Source organism: Chitinophaga japonensis, assembly GCF_007830125.1.
GTDB lineage: Bacteria > Bacteroidota > Bacteroidia > Chitinophagales > Chitinophagaceae > Chitinophaga > Chitinophaga japonensis.
The window spans coordinates 1,649,544-1,672,330 of record NZ_VLLG01000003.1; the positions used below are offsets into that span (position 1 = coordinate 1,649,544).

Below are 22,787 nucleotides of genomic sequence, written 5' to 3' on the forward strand. Positions count from 1 at the left end.
ACAGGTCTGTAGAAAAATCCGCGGCAATCGTTATATATTTATGGGTATAACGAAAATCCAATAACCATGCAATACTACCGTACCTGTATACCGCTCGTCCTCCTGTTCCTGTTTGCCATGCGCGCCGCCGCGCAGGACAAGGCCGCCGCGCCTTCCGTCCGGGTGAGTGGGGAAGTAATGCGGCCGCTGACCCTTTATGCCGCCGACCTGGCTAAAATGCCCCGTACCACCGCTACCCTGCAGGACCGCGGCGGTAAAGCGCACACCTATATAGGCGTACCCATACAACGCATACTGGAGCGGGCCGGCGTAACGACGGGCACGCAGCTACGTGGAGAAAACCTGGTCAAATACCTCCTGGTGAAATGCGCGGACGGCTATGAAGTACTGTTTTCCCTTGCGGAGCTGGACAGCAGCTTTACCAGCCGCACCGTGATTCTGGCCGATGAGCTGGACGGGCAGCCCCTGCCCGCGGCCAAAGGCCCTTTCCGGCTGGTAGTGCCGGGAGAGCAAAAGCCGGCGCGCAGTTGTTTCCAGGTGACGGAACTGGAGATTGGCTACCCCCGCTTGCATCCCTCCGATTAATGTTGTATTTTCTGCCCTTCAGGAAATCGCACCACGTATGAAAGATCTGCTCGCCTGGATATTGCTGTGCTTTGTCTGCAGCGCCGCCAGCCCGCTTCCCGGTCCGCCGGTCAACTGGAAAAAGGTTCGTGTGCTCGTGTATACAAAGAACGGGAAAGGCTATGTGCACAAGAACATTCCCGCCGCGGTGGCCGGTATCCGCCACCTGGGGCAGCAGTACGGTTTCCGGGTGGATGTATCCGATACGCCGGCTGACTTTACCGATGCGAACCTCCGTCAATACAACGCCATCATTTTTGCCAATACCAATAACGACGTTTTTAATACCGACGCACAGAAAGTGGCGCTGATGCGCTTTGTGCAGGCCGGCGGCGGTATCGTGGGTATTCACTCCGCCGTAGGCACGGAGCGGCGCTGGCCCTGGTTCAAACGGATGATGGGCGCTACGTTTGTAAGGCACCCGCCTTTTCAGCCCCTGAAGGAGATCATTGTGGATGCCACCCATCCTTCCACCTCCTTTTTGCCCAAAGTATGGCGGTGCGAAGATGAGTGCTACTTTGTAACAGAAATGAATCCCGACCTGCATGTGCTGGTAGTGCATGACCTTTCCGGCATACAGGATAACAAGGAGACGCCGGATTTTTACGGCAAAGTGTTTCCCTCCGTATGGTGCCATGAATTTGACGGCGGCCGGCAATGGTACACCGCCCTGGGCCATGAGGGAAAGGTATATGCCGATCCCGTTTTTCAGAAACATATTCTCGGCGGCCTGCAATGGGTGCTGGAAAAGAAAGATAAACCTGATTACACGAAAGCAAGGGCGCTGCATCCTGGCGATCCCTTGCCCTATTGATACATTTAATTCACACTGTATGAAAAAACTGAATAACCCGGGTTCCTCCAGGAGGGACTTTCTTAAAAACTCCGTGAAAGGGGCTGCCGGCGCCCTGGTACTATCGGGGTTCCCCACCATTGTGCCGGCCCATGTTTTAGGCAAAGACGCTCCCAGCAACCGCATTAACGTAGGCGCTATCGGCAATGGCCGCATTTCCCGGGGCCATGATATGCCCGGCGTCTGGAAACATGATCATGCGCGCATCATCGCCGTATGCGATGTGGACCGTAAGCGCCTGCAGGCGGCCAGGCAACTGGTCAATGACCATTACAGCAAAGCCGCCGGCAAGCCGTATGACGGCGTGAAAGCATATGAAGACTACCAGGAATTGCTGGCCAACAAGGATATTGACGCCGTGATCATCAGCACGCCGGACCACTGGCATGTGCTGCCCGCCATTCATGCCGTGCGGGCCGGTAAGGATGTATACATGCAGAAACCGGCCTCGCTCACCATTGCAGAGGGACGGATGCTAAGTGATGAAGTGCACCGCAGCGGCCGTATCCTGCAGATAGGCAGCCAGCAGCGTTCCATGCCCCAGTTCAAAAAAGCCTGCGAGCTGGTGCGCAATGGCCGTATCGGCAAACTGCACACGATCTACGTGGGCCTGCCCATTGACGACCCGAAGGAAAGCACCGCGGAGCAGCCCATGTCAATACCCGCCAACCTGGATTATGAAAAATGGCTGGGCGAAACGCCTTACGTGCCTTACACGGAAAAGCGCGTGCACCCGCAGGCGGACTTTTCCCGTCCCGGCTGGCTGCGCTGCGGGCAGTTTGGCGCAGGCATGATCACCGGCTGGGGCGCGCATCATTTTGATATCGTGAACTGGGGCATGGACACGGAATACACCGGCCCGGTGGAAATAAGCGCTACGGCGGAATTCCCGCCGGCCGGCACCCTGTGGGACGTGCATGGCCCTTTTAAATCGGAAACGGTATTTGCCAATGGCGTAAAAGTGCTGGCCAGCAACGATTATCCCAACGGGGTAAAGTTTGTGGGCTCGGACGGATGGATATTTGTGACCCGGGGCAACTATGCCGCTACCGCCAGCGACCCGGTGGCGAAGGACAAGCAAAGCAAGGCGCTGGACGCCAGCGATCCGCGTATACTCGATTCCGTGATACCGGGCGACGGGGTGCACCTGGTGGAAAGCAAAGATCATCATGGCAACTGGCTGGAGAGCATCCTGTCCCGCCGCCCGCCTATTGCGCCCATAGAAGTGGGGCACCGCGCCTGTACCGTTTGCCTGCTTAACCATGCCGCCATGAAGCTGCAGCGCAAGCTGTACTGGGACCCGGTGAGGGAACGGTTTAAAAATGACGACGAAGCCAATGCCATGCTGTCGCGCCCGCAGCGCTGGCCCTATATGCTCTGATGCTGATAAAAACACAATTCATCATAATGAACACAAGCAAACTTTTTACATCTTTATTCCTGATCGGAACCATGAATTATGCATGCAATACCGGTGCAGAAAAGCAGGCCGCCGGCGATGAAATCAGGCTGATCACCCTGGACCCCGGCCACTTTCATGCGGCCCTGGTGCAGAAATCCATGTATCCCGGCATAGACTCCGTAGTGCATGTATATGCGCCGGATGGCCCGGAGCTGCAGGAGCAGCTACGTTTTATACAGCAATACAACACCCGCGCCGAAGCGCCCACGCACTGGCGGGAAGAAGTGTACAAAGGACCGGACTTCCTGGAAAAAATGGTGGAGGAAAAGCAGGGCAACGTGGTGGTGATGGCCGGCAATAACCAGCGCAAGACCGAATACATCCGAAAAGCCGTAGCTGCCGGGATGCATGTGCTGGCGGACAAGCCGATGGCAATCAGCACAGAGGACTTCAACCTCCTGCAGCAGACCTTCCGGGAGGCCGCGACAAAAAAGGTGCTGTTATATGATATCATGACGGAGCGCTCGGAGATCACTAATATCCTGCAGGGCGAGCTGTCGCGCATAAAAGAAGTGTTCGGGGAGCAGGAGAAAGGCACGGCGCAGCAGCCGGGCGTGGTGATGGAAAGCGTACACCACTTCTATAAATACGTATCCGGCAAAGCCCTCAAAAGGCCGGCCTGGTTCTTTGACCCGCAGCAGCAGGGAGACGCCATCGTGGATGTAGGCACCCACCTGGTAGACCTGGTGCAGTGGGAATGCTTTCCCGGCGTATCCCTGGATTACCAGGCGGATATACAATTGCAGTCATCCACGCGCTGGACCACGCCGGTTACCCTGTCACAGTTCACCACCATCACGGGACTGGACAGCTTCCCGGCATTCCTGCAGCCTTATGTAAAAGATACGGTGCTCAATGTGCATGCCAACGGCGAAGCCAGCTACACCCTGAAGGGCGTGCATGTAAAGGTAGGCGCGCTGTGGAACTATGCCGCACCGGAGGGCAGCGGCGATACGCATTACTCCCTGCTGCGCGGCACCAAAAGCCACCTGGTGATCCGCCAGGGAAAAGAAGATGGATATGAGCCTACCTTGTATGTGGAGCCGCTGGGTGATAATAATACGCCGGCCTTTGAGCAGGCATTGCAGGCCGCCCTGCAGCAACTGGCAGGGGAGTACCCCGGCCTGGCAACGGAAAAAAGCGCAAAAGGCTGGAAAATAGTTATCCCTGCTAAATACAAGGTGGGCCATGAAGCGCATTTTGCACAGGTAATGGAGCGCTATCTGCAATACCTGCAGCAGGGGTGCCTGCCGGAATGGGAAGTGCCGGGCATGCTGGCCAGGTATTATACCACTACCAAAGCCCTGGAAATGGCGGTAGAAAAATAATGATGTGGAGCATTCCGCGCGCTAACGGATCGCTATCCCGATCCCGAGCTGGATCTGGTTGGTATTCCACTTGTAACGGTCGTCTACATCATTTACATTGGAAAGGCCCATCACATAACGGCCGTAGAACCGTACCTGCGATACCTGCAGTGTAAGGCCCGCCGCCACGCCCAGGTCGCTGCCGGCGAAAGCATCGCGGTTGTTCTGCAGCAGGCTTTCGCTGCTATACAACAGCAGGCTGTATTGCGGCCCGGCATGTACGCTGAAAACATCATTGATCTTGTACTGCAGCAGCAATGGGATGCTCAGGTAGCCCAGGTTGATGTTCCCGTTGCTGCTGCTGTTACCGGAATTGACATAGTATTTCAGGAAATCTTCGCTTTTGTTGTTAAACAGCGTGAACAGCAGTTCGGGCTGCAGTCCCCATTTTTTACCCAGGCTGTATTCGGTAAATATGCCTGCATTTACGCCGGGCCGGAAACTGCCGCTCATTCCTTTGCCGTTAATGTTGGTAAAAAGCAGGTCCGCCTTCAGGCCGTAATGAAAGGATTGGCCGTGGCCGGCCGTGGCCAGCAGCAGCAAACCCGCAACGGTTGCCAGTAGTTTGTTAGTCATAGATACGTTGATATTGATGCGTCAATATATAGCGGTACAAATATGGCAATCGCCCTGCTACCATGTAGCGGCTAATAGATGATCCGGCTGATTATAGCGGTAATACGGGGATATTTATGGATGATCACGGGTCCAGCGGGTCCCTGGGGTCTTCGTGCAGGCTTTCCGGTACCGGCAGGTACTCCACCTGGTTATCGTTCAGCTTGCGGGGCTCCTTCAGCGGTATATAGCCCAGGTCACGGCGGCATACCTGCTCATAGAAGATGCTGGTGAGGTATACCAGGTGCGAGGGGCTGCTGGTGCAAAGTACTTTTTTATCCATGGGGAACCCGTTACGGTACAGGATGCGGTTGGCATTGCGCACATTGGTGGTGGTATGCCGGGCATGCGGCTCCACGATGATGGCGCCGGCCGGTATGCCGCAACTGTCGGCCAGGAACTTTTTCATTTCTATGGCTTCGCTGTAGGGGGTGCCAAAGGGATGCACATACCCGCCGGACACGATGATGAACGGGGCCTTGTTTTCGCGGAAAATGACCGCGCCGGTACGGCAGCGCGCCTTGCAGGCGGGGCTGATCGGCTGATCGTCCGCAGGGCCGGCGCCCAGCACCAGGATGGCGGAATACGGGAAGCGCTCCCACGGTATGCGGGGCGCCTGTTTATACGCTGCTGCATTGGTGGCGGCCAGCGGCTCATGCCTGCCGGCGTGGTCTTTTTTATTGAGCGCCAGCAGGTCCATGGCAAAGTGCAGGGTAGGCGCAAAGAACAGGCCGTCCGCCTCCGCCGCTTCCTGTCCTGTCAGCAGGGCTTTTACACGCGCCGCGTAAGCGGGGCTTTTCACATAGTAGGCAGCAGAGTCTATCCTGGGATAACGGAAACCGGTATTCTGCGTATAAGCGTTCAGTATATAGTTCAGTCCTTCCGCTTCTTCCTTCCAGCGCTGCGCCAGCATTTCCGCTTCCGGCAGGGAGGCGTGGCGCATAAAAGCCCCGCTGGGCTTCAGGTGCGGCTGCAGGGCGGCACGGAATGCGGGTTGACTGCTGTAGAGCTTTTCCAGTGTGCCGGCAACAGCGTCCACCATCTTTTCATCCAGCAGTAGCGCCGAGGCATAGCAGGCGGCGCTGGCGCAATGGGAGGGGATGGCAAGGACCTGTTGCCGGAACTGGCGATAATATTTTTTCAGCGTGCTGTTTTGCGCCAGCGCCTGTTGCAGCGCAGGCTCCTGCTCAAACAGCGTGAGCAGGTAAAAGTTCTTGTCCTGCACATAATTGCCGCTTTGCACAAACTGGTAAGCAGGGTCAAAGGACGGCTGGTTTTGCGCCCGCAGCAGTACGGGCAGCAGGCCTAACAGGCAGCATAAGTATAAACGGTGGATCATATGCGCCAAAATAATAAAAATAGCTATTTCATCAGCTTATAAACCACCGGTGTCACCACCCGCGAAAGCAGGGTGGAGCTGATCAGGCCACCGATCAGCACAATGGCCAGCGGCGCGATCAGCGGGTTGCTGGATATGGCGATCGGGATCAGGCCGCCAATGGCGGTCAGGGAGGTCAGCACGATCGGCAGGAAGCGCACTTCCCCGGCCTCCCGGATGGCGGCGTCCAGCGATTTTCCCTGTTGCCGTAGCTGGTTGGTAAAGTCCACCAGCAGGATGGTGTTCTTTACCTCGATGCCGGCCAGCGCTATCATGCCGATAATGGCCACAAAGGAAAGCGAGTTGCCCGTTATCCATAGCGCGATGGCGGCGCCCACTACGCCCAGCGGTATAACAGACAGTACGATCAGCGTGCTTTTGAAGGTGCCGAATTCCAGTATCAGCACTGCCACAAAAAGGAAAACCGTGACGATGATGATGCTCATAAACCCGCCGAAGGAGTTTTCCCGGGACTCCACTTCTCCGCCCATCTCGTAGCTGTAACCGGCCGGCAGCGCTACCTGGTCCATCTTCCCGGTCACATCGCTGATCACCCGGTCTACCAGGAATCCTTTCTGCACAAAAGCCTTCACGGATACCACGCGCCTTTTCTCCTGGTGGTTGATGTTCACCGGCGATGCCTCCAGCTTCAGCTCTGCCACCTGTCCCAGGGGATAGGCTTTGCCCTGCGTATTGTTCACATACAGGTTGCGGAACACGTCCAGGGTGGGGCGCTCATTCCTGGTACGGGTCAGCAGGATATCATAGTCATTGTCGTTATCGTCTGTATACTGCCCCAGGTTCAAACCGGCTACGGCCAGCCGCACGGTACGGTCTATGTTGATGGAGGGGATGCCCAGCAGTTGCGCTTTTTCCCGGTGTATGGCTACGCGGATATCGCTCTTCAGCAGGCTCACGGGATTGTCCACGTACATGGTGCCGGGCGTGCGTTGCAGCATGCCTTCCACATGGGCGGCCAGGGCGCGCAGGGTGTCCAGGTTATCGCCGAACAGGCGCACTTCCACCGGCGCCACTACGGGCGGTCCCTGCTCAAAGTTCTTTACTTCCACTTTGGCGCCGGGAAAAGGCGTCCAGCGTTGCCGCAGCTTTTCTATCAGCGCCAGCTTTTCTTCCGGGTTGGTATGCTCGTCCAGTTGCACGAATATCTCTGCAAAATCGGTATGCTCGTTTTCCTGCACCACGTTGTAGTAGATGCGCGGGTTGCCCTTGCCTACATTGGTAGCATAGTATTTCACGGCGGGCTCGTTTTGCAGCACCGCCTCTATGCTGCGGGCTACCTGGTTGGTATATTGCAGGTTGGACTGCGGGGGCGCGGTAATATTGACCAGGAACTGCGGCTTCTCTGAAGCGGGGAACAGGCTGAAGCCCACTACGCCAAACAGCATGAGCGACGCGCCGAATATGATCACAGTGGCGATGATGGTGAGCACGGGATGTTTCAGCGCTTTATCCAGCAGGGGCGCATAGCTCTTGTGGATACCGCGTTTCAGGCCCCGCATGAAGATGTTGCCCTCCGGGTGCCCGGTATGGCTGCGCAGCAGTTTGCTGGACAGGAAGGGGATGATGGTGAGCGATACCAGCATGGAGGCCAGCACGCAGAGGATCACGGCCAGCGGCAGGCTGCGGATGAAATCCCCGGAGCCTTCCGGGAGGAACACCAGCGGCATGAAAGCGATGATGAGCGTGATCGTACAGCCTATAACGGCCATGCCTATCTGTTGCGTGGCTTTTAAGGTGGCCTGCAGGGCGCTGTGCCCTTCCAGTATCCAGCGCTCAATGTTCTCTACCACCACGATGCTGTCGTCTACCAGCAGGCCCAGCGCCACTACCAGCCCCACAATGCTCAGTTGGTTAAGGTTGTAGCCGAACAGTTGCAGCAGGATAATACCAATGGCCAGCGACAGGGGAATGGAGATCATTACGATCATGGCCGGCCGGAAACCGAGCGGCAGCAGGGTCACCGCCACCAGCAGTATGGCGATGAGGAAATCCGTACCCAGGCTGCCCAGGCGCCGGTTCACATTGTCTGCCTGGTCAAAATGCTGCACCAGGTCAATGTTGGGCGGCAGCGTTTTTTTGAACTGTTCGATCACCGGTTTGTACAGTTGCTGCGTTTTGCTGATGTTCTCACCTTCTTTCTGTGCCGCCGCTACAAATATGCAACGGTAGCCGTTCAGCCGGGTGAGGTAGGTGGCGTCCTCGTAACCGTAGTATACTTTGGCGATGTCCTTCAGGAAAAGATTGCGCCCGTTGTTCGTGTATACGATGGTGTTCTTTACCTCTTCCAGTGAATGATAGTTGCCACTGGTCTTGATATTGAAAGTGCGGTTCCCGGCTTCAATGCTGCCGCCGGGAATGTTGGTGGTCTCATTCTGCAGGCTGCTGATCACGTTACCTGCCGGCAGTCCCAGTTGGGCCAGCTTTTCCAGCTCCAGCTCTATACGTACCTGTTGTTCGGGCAGGCCGTGTATCTCCACGTTCTTCAGCGGGGCCAGCTTCTCCAGCTCGTCCTGCAGCTTCTCCGCGTAGTATTTCAGCTTGTCCCGCGGCGCGTTCTCGGATATCAGCGCTATCTGCATGATGTTCACGTCGGAGGGCTGCACCTTCTGGATATCGATGCTCAGGTTGGTCTGCGGCAGATCCCGGCGTTTATTGTTCACCGTGCGTACAATTTCCTGGTACTTGTCGTCTACGTTGCTGCTGTACTTGTATTCCACGCGCAGCACGGCCAGCCCGTCGCTCATGGTGGTGCGGATACGCTTGATATCCTCCAGGCTGTATATCTCTTTTTCCAGCGGGTCTACTACCAGCTCCTCCATATCTTTAGGACTGGTGCCGGGGTATACCACCACCACGGTATAGGAGGGCGCATGCATCTCCGGGTCTTCGGATCGTGGCATGTTCAGCAGCGTAGTAATGCCCAGTACAATGATCATGATAAAGATCACCAGGGTGAACTGGTAGTTCTTTACTGCGTAATCTGATATTTTCATCCGTTAATGTTTGATTGTTTACGGGTCGGATGGAACCTCGCATGAATATGTTCCTGTGAAAAAGCAGGGGCTGTTATGCTCGGTTTCATCCGTTAATGTTTTGAAAGGGTGTCTGCCACTACGGTTATCTTACTGCTGTCCGTCAGGTAAGCGCTGCCGGAAATAATGAGCTGGCGCGCGCCTTCCAGTCCTTTGCTGATGATCACCTGGTCTTTTTCCATGCCGGCAATGCTCACCTTTATTTTATGCGCGGTGCGTTTGTCGTTGGTAACAAATACATAGCCGGTGCTGCCATCACCGTCCAGCAAAGCATCGTAGGGAATGGCCCAGGGGCCGGCTGTGTTGCCGGCGGCAGGGGCGCCGCTGGCGTGTATCACCGCCTTGCCAAACATGCCATAGGCAATAGCATCCGGCTTTTTACCGGTCAGACGGATGTCTATCATGAAAGAGCCGGTAACAGGGTCCACGCCTTCGGCCCGGCGGGAAACAATGCCCGCGAAGGTTTTGCCGGGCACGGACTCCACTTCCACGCGGGCGCTGTCCTGCAGGTGGATGGCGGCCCATTCCTTGTTGCTCACCGCCACGCGCAGCATCCAGTTGCCGGACAGGGCGCCGTTGGTCTCTATCACCGCGGCGCCGGATTTTACCTGCTGCCCCTCACTGGCCAGCTTACGCAGCACATAACCGTTGCGCGGCGCCGTGATCACGGAATGGCTGCGGTTGAACTGCGCGGTGCGCAATTGTTGCCGGGCTATGTCCAGTGCAGTTTGGGCATTCTGCAGTTGCTCCAGGGTGGCCACGCTGTCCTTATATAGGTTATTGGTGCGCTGGTGATCGCGCTGCGCCTTTTCATAGGACAGTTGCGCCTGTTTTACCTGGGCGTCTATTTCAGTGGGGTCCAGGATGGCTACGGTCTGTCCCCGGCGGATGGCGTCGCCTTCCTTCACCAGTATGCGCTGTATGATGCCGTCTGTTTTAAAGGACAGCAATACTTCATCATCTGTAGTGAATTGCCCGGATACGGGTATGGTGATGTCTCTTGCTTCCGCGTCCAGTGGCTGCAACTGCACCGGGATGGCCGTATGTTGCGGTATTTCGGAAGCAGCAGAGTGGCTGCCGCAGGCCTGCAGCGCCGCCGTACCGGCGGCCAGCAGCAATATTGCATAGATCGGTTTCATCTTTGAATTAATAATTAATAATTAATAATTAACAATCATTGCGGTACATCAGCACATTATAACGGGTAACCCGCTTCCGCTCTTTCTATCTCCGCCTGTGCTACCTGTACCTGCGCATAAGCCTGCAGCAGCTCCAGCCTTGCATTGGTGAGCTGTTGCTGGGCGTCCAGCAGCTCTATGTACAGGAGCTGTCCTTCCTTGTACACCTTCAATTGGTCGCGGTAGTATTTTTCCGCCAGTTGCAGTTGTGTTTGCGCGCTGTGATAGTTGCTGTGCGCGGTCTGGTAATTATTATCCGCCCTGTCGAGCTCCAGTTTCAGCGCCTGTTCCGTTTCATCGTAAGCTGCCTGGGCGGTGGCCGCATCGGTGGCTGCCTGCCGGGCGCGGCTGCGCCGCTGGCCGCCGGAAAAGATGTCCCACTGCAGGTTCAGGCCCCAGAGGTAGTAGCGTGATTTATCGTTGAAGTCCCAGTTGTAGGCTTGTGATCCCAGGTCGAGGAAAGTGCTCAGCTTGGGAATAAAGGCGGACCGTTGCAGCTTTTCCTGCAGCAGCGCCATTTGTTTGGTTTTTTCCAGTTGCACCAGCTCTTCGCGGCCGCTGATACCTGATAGCGTGTCTGCCGGGGCGGTTTGCACCACGGCCAGCGCTGCGCTGTCCGCCAGGATGCTGTCTGTGAGCGGGCGGTTCAGCAGGAAATTGAAGTAGGAGCGGGCGTTCTGCTGGTCGTTCCTGGCCGCGGTAATGGCGGCCAGCGTGCGTTGCTCCTCCGTTTGTGCGCGGGTCAGGGAGGTGCTGTTGCGTATCCCGTTGCGCAGCATGCTCTGGTTCACGCGGATGTTCTCCCGCACCAGCAGCAGCGCGTTATTGTAGATGTCCACTGCACGCACCGCCTGGAAGTACTGGTAGTAGGCGGTTTTAACGTCCTTCACCAACTGTCGTTTGTACACGTTTACGGCTGCCTGCTGCCGGCTGATGTCTTCCCGGCGTATTTTCTGCGCATACCATATTTCCGTATTGATGAGCGGGAGGGAGGTGCGCACTTTGGCGTCGTAGAAATTGTCCGGGTTCAGCAGGAAAGACTGGTTGCTGACGGGCGTGAACTTGTCACTGTTGGTCAATTGGTTCAGCGTGGCATACACAGGGTTCATCAGGTCGCCGATCGGTACATCAATGGTGCGTCCGCCGCTGGTGCGCGTGTAGGTGCCCATGAGGCTTACCTGTGGCAGGAAAAGGCCCCGTGCTTCCTGCAGGGCGTACATGGCTTTTTCCAACCGGAAGGTTCTTTGCTGCAATGCCTGGTTGCGGGCAAACGCTTCCCCGATGTATTGCTCCAGCGCGCCGGTCTGGGCAGTGGCCGGTGTGGCGGCGCTGATAATCAGCATTATTAATATGAATGTAAATAAGTTATTAACCTTCGTTGACATAATGAACACTGTTTAGTTTACGGGCAAAAAAAATCGCGTCTCCGCAATTCCTTTTTTTCAGTTCTTTATCATTTTCAGATAATCTTCTATCGCAGTATCAATGGCATGGCGCACGCCGTCCTCTTCCATTTTCATTACCTTGAAACGGCAGCGCACGTTCAGCGCCACCAGGCCATGCACCATGGACCATATGGATAAGGCGGCTACCATTTTATCCCGGAAGCGCAGCAATTTCTGTGCGGTACAGTCCTCCAGGCAGTCCAGCAGGAACTGGAAACAACCCTCGCCGTTCAGCCAGGCCTCCTCTTTTTCTACCTTGTTCATGGGAGCGCGGATAATGAACATCAGGTCGTACAGGTCCGGGTGCTCCAGCCCGAACTGCACATATGCCTTGCTGATCTGTTCGAGCTTTTTCAGCGGGCTTTTGCTGACGGCCTTTTCCCGGAAGGTGCGGAGCAACTGCTCAAACGCCTGCCCCTGTACATCATACAGCAGGTCGTCCTTGTCCTTGTAATACAGGTAGATGGTAGCCGGGCTGTACTCTATTTTGTCCGCAATATTGCGGATGGAGGTTTTTTCGTAACCTTCTTCCACGAACATGCGCATAGCCGCCTCCATAATGAGGCGCTTCATTTCCAGCTTTTCCCTTTCTTTTCTGTCAGCGATGCCCATGTTATTTTGTTTACGATGCAAACTTACTGAACAGTGTTTAGTAAACCAAATATTATTTTGAACAATATTTTCTATTTTGTTTCGTCTGTTAACTACTAAACACTCATTCTATGAGACATACTATCCTTGGCGCAGGCGGCATCATTGCCAAAGAGCTTACAAAAGTATTGCTGCAGCATCAGCAGCCGGTGAAGCTGGTCAGCCGTCAGCCCAAAGCAATGTCGGCGGATACAGATATTGCCGCTGCCGACCTGACCAATTATGAACAGACCAAAGCGGCGGTCAGCGGGTCAGACGTAGTGTATCTCTGCGCCGGCCTCACCTATGACCGGAAAATATGGGCCGCCTCCTGGCCCAGGATCATGGAGAACGCGATTGATGCCTGTAAAGCCGCCAATGCCCGGCTGATCTTTTTTGACAACGTGTATATGTACGGGTTAGTGAAGGGGCCTATGACGGAAGATACGCCCTATCACCCTATCAGCAGGAAAGGGGAGATCCGGGCGCGCATCGCCACCCGGTTGATGGAGGAGGCAAAGGCGGGTAATATCAGGGCCAGCATTGCCCGCTCGGCGGACTTTTATGGCCCCGGGGCAGACTCTACCAGCGTGCTGAACCTGTTAGTGATCAACAAGCTGGCCAAAGGCCGGAAAGCCATGTGGCTGGGCCGCGACGATGTAGTGCACAGCTATACCTATACGCCGGATGCCGGCAGGGCCATGTACCAGCTGGGCCAGGACCCCGCTACGGACAACCAGGTATGGCACATGCCTACTTTTAACCCCGCGCTTACCGGCAAAGAATACATAGCACTGATCGCGGAGCAACTGCAGGTAAAGCCCGCCTATTCCAAAATGGGAGGATTTATGGTCAAGCTGGCCGGCCTTTTCAGCACCACGATCGGCGAGCTGCATGAAATGCTGTACCAGAATACGGAGCCATACATCTTCGACTCTGCCAAATTTGACCGGTATTTTGATTTTCAACCCTGCACTTACGGGAAAGGCATCGCAGCTACCATCGCCGCTTTAAAACAATAAGTGGATTTTGGTTCTTTTTGTGGAGAACTAACTGTATCTTCGCAGGAGCGCTGACAGAAAGTTACCTGCGAATGAAAAAGCACGAGGACAAAGTAGAGCAGTACGGACTGCTACTGGAAAAGAACGGTATGTCCCCGGTGGCGGCCAGGCTCACCGTGTACCTGATGTTGCACCCGGAGGGGGCTGCTACCTTCGGGGAAATGGTGGCGTATTTCAAGGTCAGCAAAAGCGCCGTGTCCAACGCCCTCAGGATGCTGGGCGATATAGGAATGGTAGATTATGAAATGAAGACAGGCTCCCGCAAACGCTACTTCTACCTCAATATGGATAAATGGTTCTCCCTGGACAATGTGATGCAGAAGTATGCCATGATGCAGGACATGTTTGAGGACCTGGCGCGCTCCCGCAAAGGCCGGGACAAATTGTCCGGCCAGTTGAAGGAAGCAGCCGGCTTCTTTAAAATGCTGCAGTTGGAATATCCTTTGTTGCATAAAAAATGGCAGAAAATGAGGCAGCCGTAACCGGCCTTTTTTTTGCTCAGTTTGGTTCTTTCAGATCAGAACTAAAAGAACTAATAGTCAATCCCTTAAGCATTACACATGCTACAGAAACTTACAACGGTGCTTATACTGGCCCTGGCTCCCTTTGCAGCGGCCGCCCAATGGTCGCTGGATAGTTGCCTGCAGTACGCCTTGCGGCACAATCACCAATTGCTGGCCGCCCTGGAAAGTAACCAGGCGGCGGCGCGGGAAGAGCGCGCCGCCCGCGCGGCGCTCCTGCCCACGATCAACGCTACCGGGCAGATGGACTATAACTATAAGATACCCATCCAGGTATTTCCCGGCGAGCTAGTGGGGCAGCCTCCCGGCACTTACATACCGGTGCGCATCAGCACGCCCTGGCTGGCCAATTACGGGCTGGAAGCCGGGGTCAGCCTGGTGGACGCCGGCTCCTGGCAATCTGTGAAGCTGGGTGTGCTGCAAAGCCAGCAGCAGGCTGCGCAAACGGCTTCGTTTAAAGTGCTGCTGGAGCGCAATGTGCGGCAGTCGTTCTATGATATGCAGGTCAGGCGGCAAAAGTTGCATATCACGCAGGAGCAGGCGCGCAGCTATGCGCACATGCACCGGCTGATCGCCGCGCAGTTTGGCAAGGGGCTGATCGACAAGATTGCGCTTAACCAGTCGCAAACATTGCTCACCAACCGGCAGGAGGCCGCGCAACAGGCGCAAACGGCGCTGCAGGTGGCGCGCCTTACCCTGAAGGGCTGGATGGGATATCCCTTCCGCGACAGCCTGCAGATCGTAACAGATACATCGCTGGAAGCGCCGCAGGCACCGGTATTTGACCCGCAGTACCTGCCCGGCTTTGAAGCGGAGCAACTGAAAACACAGGTAGCGGAAAGGGAATGGAAAGTAGCGCGTTCCCGCTGGTGGCCGGTGCTCTCTGCCAGCGCCAGCTACAGCCGCCTGGCCTTTGGCAGCTCCTTCGATTTCTGGCAGCAGGGCGACTGGTATGATGTGGGCACGGTAGGGCTACGCCTGCGCATTCCCCTGCTCTCGGCCCGCGAGCTGTTCCATGAGCCGGCCCGGCGAAAACTGCTATGGCAGCGCTCCCTGCAGGAGTTTGCCCATTACCGGCAAACGCAGGAGCAAAGCTACCGGCAGGAAAAGCTGCAATTGCAGGATGCCTGGCAATCCGTACAGGCGGCCAGGGAAAAGATCATGCTGGCGGAGCAGAATGTGCAACTGTCCCTGCATAAGCTGGAGAAAGGACTGGTCAATATGATCGAGATCCGGCAGGTAACGGAAGACCTGTACCAGGCCCACCAGGATCACCTGCAGGCAAAGCTGGGCTACTGGCAGCATTACACCACATTACATTATCTACAAAATCGACCCTGATATGCAACTTCACACGGCCATATTCGCAGCGGCCCTGCTGCTGGCAGCCTGTAAACGGCAGGAACAGGCCTATACTGTACAAACAAAAATGCTCAACGAAGCCGTATATGCTTCCGGATCGCTGATGCCTGCGGAATATTATTTCCTGGGCGCCAATGATTACGACCGGGTGCTCCGGGTTAACGTGGAGGATGGCGACAGTGTGCAGGCAGGGGCCGTGCTGGCGGTGCTGGGCACGCCCGGCCAGCGCACCCTGCTGCAATTGTCCTCCCGGCAGGCAGCGCTGGCAAGGCAGCACGCGGGCAGCGCTTCTCCGGCCCTGAAAGAGCTGGAAACCCAAATAGCCCTGTCCCGCCAGGAGTATAAAAAGGACTCCGTAAATGCGCAGCGCTACCTGGACCTGCTGCCGGAGAGAGCGGTATCCGTGCGGGATGCGGAGGAGGCGCGCCTGCAGATGGAGGCCAGCCAGGCCAGGTACCTGGAGCTGCAGCAGCAGTATGACAGCCGGCGCAACAGCCTGCTGCGGGAGGCCCTGCAGGCAGACCAGGAGGCCGCCCGGCAGCGCCAGACCCAGGAAGGACGCACACTGGAAAGCCCTATGGACGGTAAGGTGTACAAATCGTATTATAAGCAAGGCGATGCGGTGCAACCCGGCCAGCCGCTTTTCCTGGTAGGCTCCCCCGCATCGTTCCGCCTGGAGCTGCTGGTGGATGAGCGTGATATGGCGAAAATTCAACTGGGCCAGGAGGTGGATTTCCAGACGGATATGTACGGGGAAACCGTTTTTGCGGCCCGCATCAACAAGATAGACCCGGTGCTGCAACCGGAAACCCGGAGCTTTAAAGTGGAAGCGGAAGTATTATCCAGCAAGCCTTTCCTGCCGCAATCCTCCGTGGAGGCCAACATCGTGATACGCCGCAAACAGCCGGTGCTGATGGTGCCGCAGGATTACCTGCTGCCGGGCGATACGGTGCTGCTGCAAAAGGACAAAGGCCCGCAAAGGATCAAAGTGCAGCGCGGTATATCATCCGGCAACGAAATAGAAATAAAGCAGGGATTGCGGGAAGGAGATATCGTCATTAAACCGGAACAGTCATGAACCGCCTGCAGTTTTATATTGCCTTTACGCATATGCGCAGCAAGCTGAAGCAGACCATTGTGGCTACGGCTGGTGTTGCCTTTGGTATTGCCGTTTTCATCTTCATGGTCAGCTTCATCGTGGGAGTAGGGGAGTACACCTGGGCAGTGTCCATGTCGCAAACACCCGATGTGCGCCTGTATAACGAAGTAAGCGCCAACGAGGTCAGCATCCTGCAGCAGCAATACCCGGCGGACGTGAACATCGTGCATCACGTAAAGCCCAAAGAAGAAATGCTGAACCTGAAGGACGGCCGCCAGGCGGTAAAGCAATTGTCGCAGGACCCGCGCGTACAGGCGGTGGCGGCCTCCCTCAGCACACAGGTATTTTATCACCTGGGCGCCGTGAACATCAACGGCCGCATACTGGGCATAGATGTGGAAGCGGAAGACCGCTTATTTAACCTGTCGGACAAGATCATTACAGGCAGCCTGGAACAGTTGTCCACCCGCCCCAACAGCCTGGTGATGGGCGCCGGGCTGGCCCGGAAGCTGAACGTAAGCACCGGCGACCATCTGACCGTTACCACCAACCGGGGCGGCAGCTTCCTGGTAACGGTAACGGGTATATTTAAGACCGGCCTTACCGCCATCGATGATGAACAGAGCTATGCGAGCCTGAATACCGTGCAGCGCCTGCTGGGCGTGCCGGCCTCCTATATTACCGACATCAAGGTGCGGCTGCATGATAATGAGCAGGCGCCGGAGCTGGCGGCTGCATGGGCCAGGCGCTTTGATTACAGCGCTTCTGACTGGCAGCAGGACAATGCCACCCTGCTGGCCTCGGAAAGGTTGCGCAGCCTCATTGTGTACGGGGTGGCGGTTACCATACTGATGGTTGCGGGTTTTGGCATCTTCAATATTCTCACGATGATGATCTATGAAAAGATGAAGGACATCGCCATCCTGAAAGCCATGGGCTTTTCCGACCGCGATGTGCGCTGGATATTCCTTGCGCAGGCGCTCACCATTGGCGTGGCGGGTGCCCTGGCAGGCCTGTGCTTTGGCTTTTTAATGGCCTGGGGCATCTCCAAAGTGCCGTATAAGAGTGATATCATGATATCGCTGGACCACCTGCCCGTGAGCTTTGACATCATTTACTACGTGACCGCGTTCTGTTTCGGGCTTATTACCACCACGCTGGCAGGCTTCCTGCCTTCGCGCAAGGCCGCAAAACTGGACCCTATCAACATTATAAGAGGATAATCATGGAAGACAAGGTACTGGAAATAGCAGGCGTCAATAAATACTTCTACAATCCGCAGCAGATGCAGGTGCTGAAGGATATCAGCTTCAGCATAACAGCCGGCACTTTTGCGGCGCTGACGGGCAAGTCCGGCAGCGGCAAATCCACCCTGCTGTACCTGCTCTCCACCATGGATACGGATTTTGAAGGCAGCATCCGCATACACGGGGAAGAGGTACGCGGGAAGCCCGGCCCCTGGCTGGCCCGTTTCCGCAATGAGCACATCGGTTTTGTGTTCCAGTTCCACTACCTGCTGCCGGAATTCACAGCGCTGGACAACGTTAAATTACCCGCCCTGAAGCGGGGCCGCTTGTCCGGTGAAGCAGCCACGCAAAAAGCCTGCGACCTGCTGGAGCTACTGGGTGTGAAAGACCAGGCCGGCAAGCGCACCGCTTTACTGTCCGGCGGGCAGCAGCAGCGGGTGGCCATAGCACGGGCGCTGATCAATGATCCTTTGATCATTATGGGCGATGAGCCTACCGGCAACCTGGACAGCTATAACGCCGGGCTGGTATTCGACCTGTTTAAAAAGATATCCTCGGAAAACGGGCAGACCATCCTGATGGTGACGCACGATGAGGATTTTGCCCGCAGAACGGACCGGATGATCCACCTGGTGGATGGGAAGATCGCATAAGAAAACCGCCCAGGAATGGGCGGTTCGACAACTTTGCCTAGAATTTACACTACAATTTGTCAGTAGCAACATTACGACTGTTGAAAGGAATAAGACATTAATCAGATGTTAACGCAAACACAAATACAATGTTAACACCCACTGCTCACTTCGCACTTACCCGGCCTGCAGCTTTAAAAAGCGGGGGGAAAAGGCTAACTTCGAAGGTCTGAATCCTAATACACTCGCTTATGAACCTACGCCGCTATTTACCGCTGCTCCTGCTTTGCTGCGTTTGCAGCGCTTATGCCCGGCAACAGCCTCCTGCAAAAAAATTACCCAGGTTCCTGGTGCTCAGGAACATTACGCTGATAGACGGCACCGGCGCCGCGCCTAAAAAGAAGGTGAGCCTGGCCATAGAAAAAGGCCTGATCACAAAGGTATTGCCTGCCGGCGCTCCCATGCCGGCCGATGCCCGCATCGTGGACGGCATGGGTAAAACTGTAATGCCTACACTGGTTGCTGCACATGCGCACCTGGGCTTGCTGAAAGGCAACGAGTCTTCCCCTGCCAATTATACTTTCAGCAATGTTGTGAGCCAGTTGAAAAAATATGAATCCTTTGGCGTTACCCAGGTGCTGAGCCTGGGCATGGACCAGCCGTCGGTGTTCCAGTTGCGCGATGCCTCACAGCAGGAACGCCTGCCCGGCGCTACCTTCTACACGGCCGGTTATGGCATAGGCGCCAAAGAAGGGCCGCCGCCCGCCAGCCTGGCCAGCAAAGTGCTGCGCCCCGAAACGCCGGAAGAAGCGGTAAAGGCCATTCGCCAACTGGCGGAGCTGAAAGTGGATTTCGTGAAGATCTGGGTGGATGGTACGGATGAGCGTACCAAACTGCCGCCCGCCGTTTATGAAGCGGCTATCGCGGAAGCTCATCGTAACAAGCTGCGAGTAGCCGCCCATGTATACTACCAGGAGGATGCCCGGCGCCTGGTGAATGCGGGTGTGGATGTGCTGGCCCACAGCATACGCGACCAGGAAGTGGACGATGCGCTGATTACCGCCATGAAGGAAAAAGGTACCGCGTATATTCCCACCCTTTCACTGGACGAATACAATTTCGTATATGCAGGGCAACCTGAATGGCTAAACGATCCTTTCTTTAAAGCATCCCTGGAGCCGGGCGTGTGGGAAATGCTGATCAGCGACACCTACAAGCAGCAGCAGCAAAAGGACCCTGCGCGGGAAAAGAAGATGCAGGCGTTCCTCATGGCCCAGCGCAACCTGCACAAGCTGGACAGCGCCGGCGTGAAGATCATCATGGGCACGGACTCCGGCGCCTTTCCCGTGCGCGCCCAGGGCTTTTCCGAGCACCTGGAGCTGCAGCTCATGACAGAAGCCGGCATGACGCCCCTGGAAGCGATCACCGCCGCCACCCGCAATGGTGCGGAAATGCTGCACATCGATCAATTGTATGGGACTTTGCAGCCGGGCAAAAAAGCGGACTTTATGGTGCTGGACGGTGATCCTACCCTGGATATACGGAACACCCGGAAGATACTGGAAGTGTGGAGAAGTGGAAAGAAAGTAAAGTGAGAAATTTCAAATTCCAAATACCAAATACCAAAACGGAAAATAGGCACCAGCCTGAATAGCCATCTGCAAATAGTACAGGCGGCTTGTACTCAATTTTGGAATTTGGTATTTGGTATTTGAGATTTGGGTTTTACCAGGCGGGCGACCATCATAGCCGATACATTATCCCCGGTAGCGTTCAGCAAGGTGGCCATCGGGTCTACCAGCGTGCCGATGATCATGGCGGCGGGCAATGCTTCCGGCGGAAAACCGTATACGGAGATCATGAGCAGTTCGCCGATGTAAGCCCCGTTGGGCACGCCACCTTCTACCATGCTTACAATAACGGTAATGCCCAGTGCCAGCAGCACCGTATCCACCCCTGTCAGCGACTTGCCGAACATGGTGAACACCACCGCTATTTTTACGATGGAAGAAATGCTGGACCCGTCTTTATGAAGGGTGGCCCCCAGCGGGATCACGATATTGCTGATATGCCCCGGCACCTGCATCCTGGCCGTGGCTTCCAGGTTGGCCGGGATGGTGGCAATGCTGCTGCAGGTGCCCACCGCCGTCAGCGAGGGTACGATGTTATTTTTCCAGAACAGCCGGATGCCCGGTATGCCGCCTGCAATGAAGGCGTATACCGTGAACAGCACTACGAAATAAAACAAGCCGAACCCGTAATACACAGCCATGGAGCGTGCGTAGATGCCGAACAACTGCGGTCCCAGTATGCCTACCTGGTAGGCGAAATAAGCGCCCAGCCCAACAGGCCCCAGCTTCATGATCACGATGATCAGGCTTTTCATTACTTCGTTGCCGGAATGAAGGAAACGGCGAAAAGGCTCCCCGGCAGCGCCGGTCTTCAACACCGCGAATCCTGTGAGCACGGAGAAGATGATCAGGGGCAGCATGGCCCGGCGTGATAGCAGCAGGTAGAATTCGTTGGCGGTAAGCAGCTCTGTGATCTGCTGCCCCGCGGTTATATTTTCCACATGCTCTGTGAATCCCGGCTGGGGCGTAAGCTGCTCATGGATCGGGAAGATCCAGATCGTTACAACGGTGAGGAAAGCGGATACCAGCACAGTGCCCAGGAATACCAGCACCATTATGGACATAATGCGCCCCAGCTTTTGCGTGGCATCTACATTGGCAATGGCCGAAGCAATGGCAAAGAACACCAGGGGGATCACCGCCGTAAACAACAGGTTCAGGAATATATCCCCCACCGGTTTCAGTACCGCAACGCGGTCGCCTAACACCAATCCCAGTACGCTGCCGGCAATAATACCGCATAGCAACCATATCATATTGCCGTAGTTCTTCAGGAAAGTACCGTTCATGGCTTTTGTTTTGATAAAAATAAGAACTATTGTATTTTGATGGGTGAATAAAAAAACACAGCATAATGATTCCACAAACTGATCGCAGAAAATTTTTGAAGAAAGCGGCCGCAGGCGGCATCATGGCCCTGGGCATGCCGCAGATCGTATCCGCAGCTTTAGCAAAAGAGCCGGCCGGGAAAGCGCCGAAAATAACGCTGAAGAAAGATGCGGTGGTGCTTTTCCAGGGCGATTCCATTACCGATGCAGGCCGCAAGCGCAGTGAAATGGAGCCCAATAACACCGGTGCACTGGGACATGGCTACGCTTTCCTGGCCGCCGCCTCCCTGCTGGAGCAGCATGCGGGCAAAAACCTGAAGATCTATAATAAAGGCATCAGCGGCAACAAGGTATACCAGCTGGCGGAGCGCTGGGACGCGGACTGCCTGGACCTGAAGCCCGATGTGCTGAGCATACTGATAGGCGTGAACGATTTCTGGCACAAGCTGAACGGCAATTACGACGGCACCATACAGAAGTACCGGGATGATTTCAAAGCCCTGCTTACCCGTACCAAAGAAAAACTGCCCAATGTACAGTTGATCATAGGCGAGCCCTTTGCCGTAACCGGCGTGAAGGCCGTGGATGACCGCTGGTATCCGGATTTCAACGAGTACCGGCAGGCAGCGCGTGAGATCGCCGCCAGCTTCAACGCGGTGTTCATCCCTTACCAAAGCGTATTTGACAAAGCGCAGAAAACTGCCCCCGGTGCATACTGGACCGGTGACGGCGTGCACCCCAGCATTGCCGGCGCCGCCTTAATGGCGGAGGCCTGGAAGCAGGGGGTGAAGTAAGAAATAAAAAATAAAAAGTAAAAAAGTAAAAAGCTACTTTTTCTTTTTTACTTTTTATTTTTGCATTGTGCGTCGTGCTATCGGCATATGGTTACTGGTGCTTCACCTTTGTAATGCAACGCAGTGTAACGAGTTGCTGAGGATTCCTATTTTCTTTGCGCACCTGCACGAGCACCGCCAGGAAAACCCCGGCATCTCCCTGGAACGCTTTGTGATATTACATTATTTCAGCGGCGACGTACGTGATAAGGATTATGAGCGCGATATGGAACTGCCTTTTAAGTCCCATGAGCCGGCCGCTTATTTCAGCCCGGTGCCCCTGCCGCCGCTGCAGCCGCAGCTTACCATTGTTACGCACCGGCAGGTAGCGGTTGTCTACCCTGACTATATCAACAAATTACACCCCTTCATTTATCACCCGGACATTTTTGAGCCGCCACGCCCTGTGGTGTGCTGATATGCTAATATGCTGATGTGCTGATGCAGGAATATGCGTTGCATGCTCCT

20 protein-coding genes are annotated in these 22,787 nt (G+C 55.6%); 13 read left to right on the forward strand and 7 right to left on the reverse strand.

Features of this window, described 5'->3' with window-relative positions; translation table 11 throughout:
- The first annotated feature begins 66 nt into the window (after positions 1-66).
- The 4 genes from LX66_RS15705 to LX66_RS15720 are packed head-to-tail and all read left to right on the forward strand — an operon-like array spanning position 67 to position 4,267.
- Complete coding sequence (locus LX66_RS15705; protein WP_145715138.1) at positions 67-585, forward strand: molybdopterin-dependent oxidoreductase; 519 nt, start codon at positions 67-69, stop codon at positions 583-585.
- A gap of 37 nt (positions 586-622) precedes the next feature.
- Entirely contained in the window at positions 623-1,438 is an 816-nt protein-coding gene (locus LX66_RS15710) for a ThuA domain-containing protein (protein WP_145715139.1), read from the forward strand.
- 19 nt (positions 1,439-1,457) lie between these two features.
- Positions 1,458-2,858 carry a Gfo/Idh/MocA family protein gene (locus LX66_RS15715; RefSeq protein WP_145715140.1) on the forward strand — a complete coding sequence of 467 codons (1,401 nt, stop codon included), beginning with the start codon at positions 1,458-1,460 and terminating at the stop codon, positions 2,856-2,858.
- 26 nt (positions 2,859-2,884) lie between these two features.
- Positions 2,885-4,267 (forward strand): putative oxidoreductase C-terminal domain-containing protein, encoded by a 1,383-nt coding sequence (locus tag LX66_RS15720; RefSeq protein ID WP_145715141.1) that lies wholly within the window; start codon positions 2,885-2,887, stop codon positions 4,265-4,267.
- 21 nt (positions 4,268-4,288) lie between these two features.
- Here the strand turns inward: LX66_RS15720 and LX66_RS15725 are convergent, their stop codons facing one another.
- From LX66_RS15725 to LX66_RS15750, 6 genes are all read right to left on the reverse strand, one after another.
- Positions 4,289-4,882, reverse strand: a complete 594-nt coding sequence (locus tag LX66_RS15725) for a porin family protein (protein WP_145715142.1) — start codon at positions 4,880-4,882, stop codon at positions 4,289-4,291.
- A gap of 124 nt (positions 4,883-5,006) precedes the next feature.
- Positions 5,007-6,260 carry a YdcF family protein gene (locus tag LX66_RS15730; RefSeq protein WP_145715143.1) on the reverse strand — a complete coding sequence of 418 codons (1,254 nt, stop codon included), beginning with the start codon at positions 6,258-6,260 and terminating at the stop codon, positions 5,007-5,009.
- Between the two features lie 23 nt (positions 6,261-6,283).
- The gene (locus LX66_RS15735; protein ID WP_145715144.1) at positions 6,284-9,313 is read right to left on the reverse strand and encodes an efflux RND transporter permease subunit; all 3,030 of its coding nucleotides are present in this window, start codon (positions 9,311-9,313) and stop codon (positions 6,284-6,286) included.
- A gap of 92 nt (positions 9,314-9,405) precedes the next feature.
- Positions 9,406-10,491: an efflux RND transporter periplasmic adaptor subunit gene (locus LX66_RS15740; RefSeq protein ID WP_145715145.1), complete on the reverse strand. Its 1,086-nt coding sequence runs from the start codon at positions 10,489-10,491 to the stop codon at positions 9,406-9,408.
- A 56-nt stretch (positions 10,492-10,547) separates the two neighbouring features.
- Complete coding sequence (locus LX66_RS15745; RefSeq protein ID WP_158642652.1) at positions 10,548-11,873, reverse strand: TolC family protein; 1,326 nt, start codon at positions 11,871-11,873, stop codon at positions 10,548-10,550.
- Positions 11,874-11,972: 99 nt separating this feature from the next.
- Complete coding sequence (locus LX66_RS15750) at positions 11,973-12,587, reverse strand: TetR/AcrR family transcriptional regulator (RefSeq protein ID WP_145715147.1); 615 nt, start codon at positions 12,585-12,587, stop codon at positions 11,973-11,975.
- Between the two features lie 110 nt (positions 12,588-12,697).
- Here LX66_RS15750 and LX66_RS15755 point away from each other — a divergent pair, with 110 nt between their 5' ends.
- From LX66_RS15755 to LX66_RS15785, 7 genes are all read left to right on the forward strand, one after another.
- Entirely contained in the window at positions 12,698-13,627 is a 930-nt protein-coding gene (locus LX66_RS15755) for an NAD-dependent epimerase/dehydratase family protein (RefSeq protein WP_145715148.1), read from the forward strand.
- Between the two features lie 71 nt (positions 13,628-13,698).
- Positions 13,699-14,148 (forward strand): GbsR/MarR family transcriptional regulator, encoded by a 450-nt coding sequence (locus LX66_RS15760; protein ID WP_145715149.1) that lies wholly within the window; start codon positions 13,699-13,701, stop codon positions 14,146-14,148.
- A 78-nt stretch (positions 14,149-14,226) separates the two neighbouring features.
- Positions 14,227-15,528, forward strand: coding sequence for a TolC family protein (locus tag LX66_RS15765; protein ID WP_145715150.1), 1,302 nt, complete (start codon positions 14,227-14,229; stop codon positions 15,526-15,528).
- A gap of 1 nt (position 15,529) precedes the next feature.
- The gene (locus LX66_RS15770; RefSeq protein ID WP_145715151.1) at positions 15,530-16,627 is read left to right on the forward strand and encodes an efflux RND transporter periplasmic adaptor subunit; all 1,098 of its coding nucleotides are present in this window, start codon (positions 15,530-15,532) and stop codon (positions 16,625-16,627) included.
- Positions 16,624-17,871, forward strand: a complete 1,248-nt coding sequence (locus LX66_RS15775; protein WP_211366241.1) for an ABC transporter permease — start codon at positions 16,624-16,626, stop codon at positions 17,869-17,871. The genes LX66_RS15770 and LX66_RS15775 overlap by 4 nt, the downstream gene beginning before the upstream one ends.
- A gap of 2 nt (positions 17,872-17,873) precedes the next feature.
- The gene (locus tag LX66_RS15780; RefSeq protein ID WP_145715153.1) at positions 17,874-18,548 is read left to right on the forward strand and encodes an ABC transporter ATP-binding protein; all 675 of its coding nucleotides are present in this window, start codon (positions 17,874-17,876) and stop codon (positions 18,546-18,548) included.
- A 230-nt stretch (positions 18,549-18,778) separates the two neighbouring features.
- Positions 18,779-20,122, forward strand: a complete 1,344-nt coding sequence (locus LX66_RS15785; protein ID WP_145715155.1) for an amidohydrolase family protein — start codon at positions 18,779-18,781, stop codon at positions 20,120-20,122.
- 89 nt (positions 20,123-20,211) lie between these two features.
- Here the strand turns inward: LX66_RS15785 and LX66_RS15790 are convergent, their stop codons facing one another.
- Entirely contained in the window at positions 20,212-21,447 is a 1,236-nt protein-coding gene (locus tag LX66_RS15790; protein WP_211366244.1) for a dicarboxylate/amino acid:cation symporter, read from the reverse strand.
- 65 nt (positions 21,448-21,512) lie between these two features.
- Here LX66_RS15790 and LX66_RS15795 point away from each other — a divergent pair, with 65 nt between their 5' ends.
- Positions 21,513-22,280 (forward strand): SGNH/GDSL hydrolase family protein, encoded by a 768-nt coding sequence (locus LX66_RS15795; protein ID WP_145715157.1) that lies wholly within the window; start codon positions 21,513-21,515, stop codon positions 22,278-22,280.
- Between the two features lie 133 nt (positions 22,281-22,413).
- Positions 22,414-22,737, forward strand: coding sequence for a hypothetical protein (locus LX66_RS15800; protein ID WP_145715159.1), 324 nt, complete (start codon positions 22,414-22,416; stop codon positions 22,735-22,737).
- The last annotated feature ends 50 nt before the right edge of the window (positions 22,738-22,787 follow it).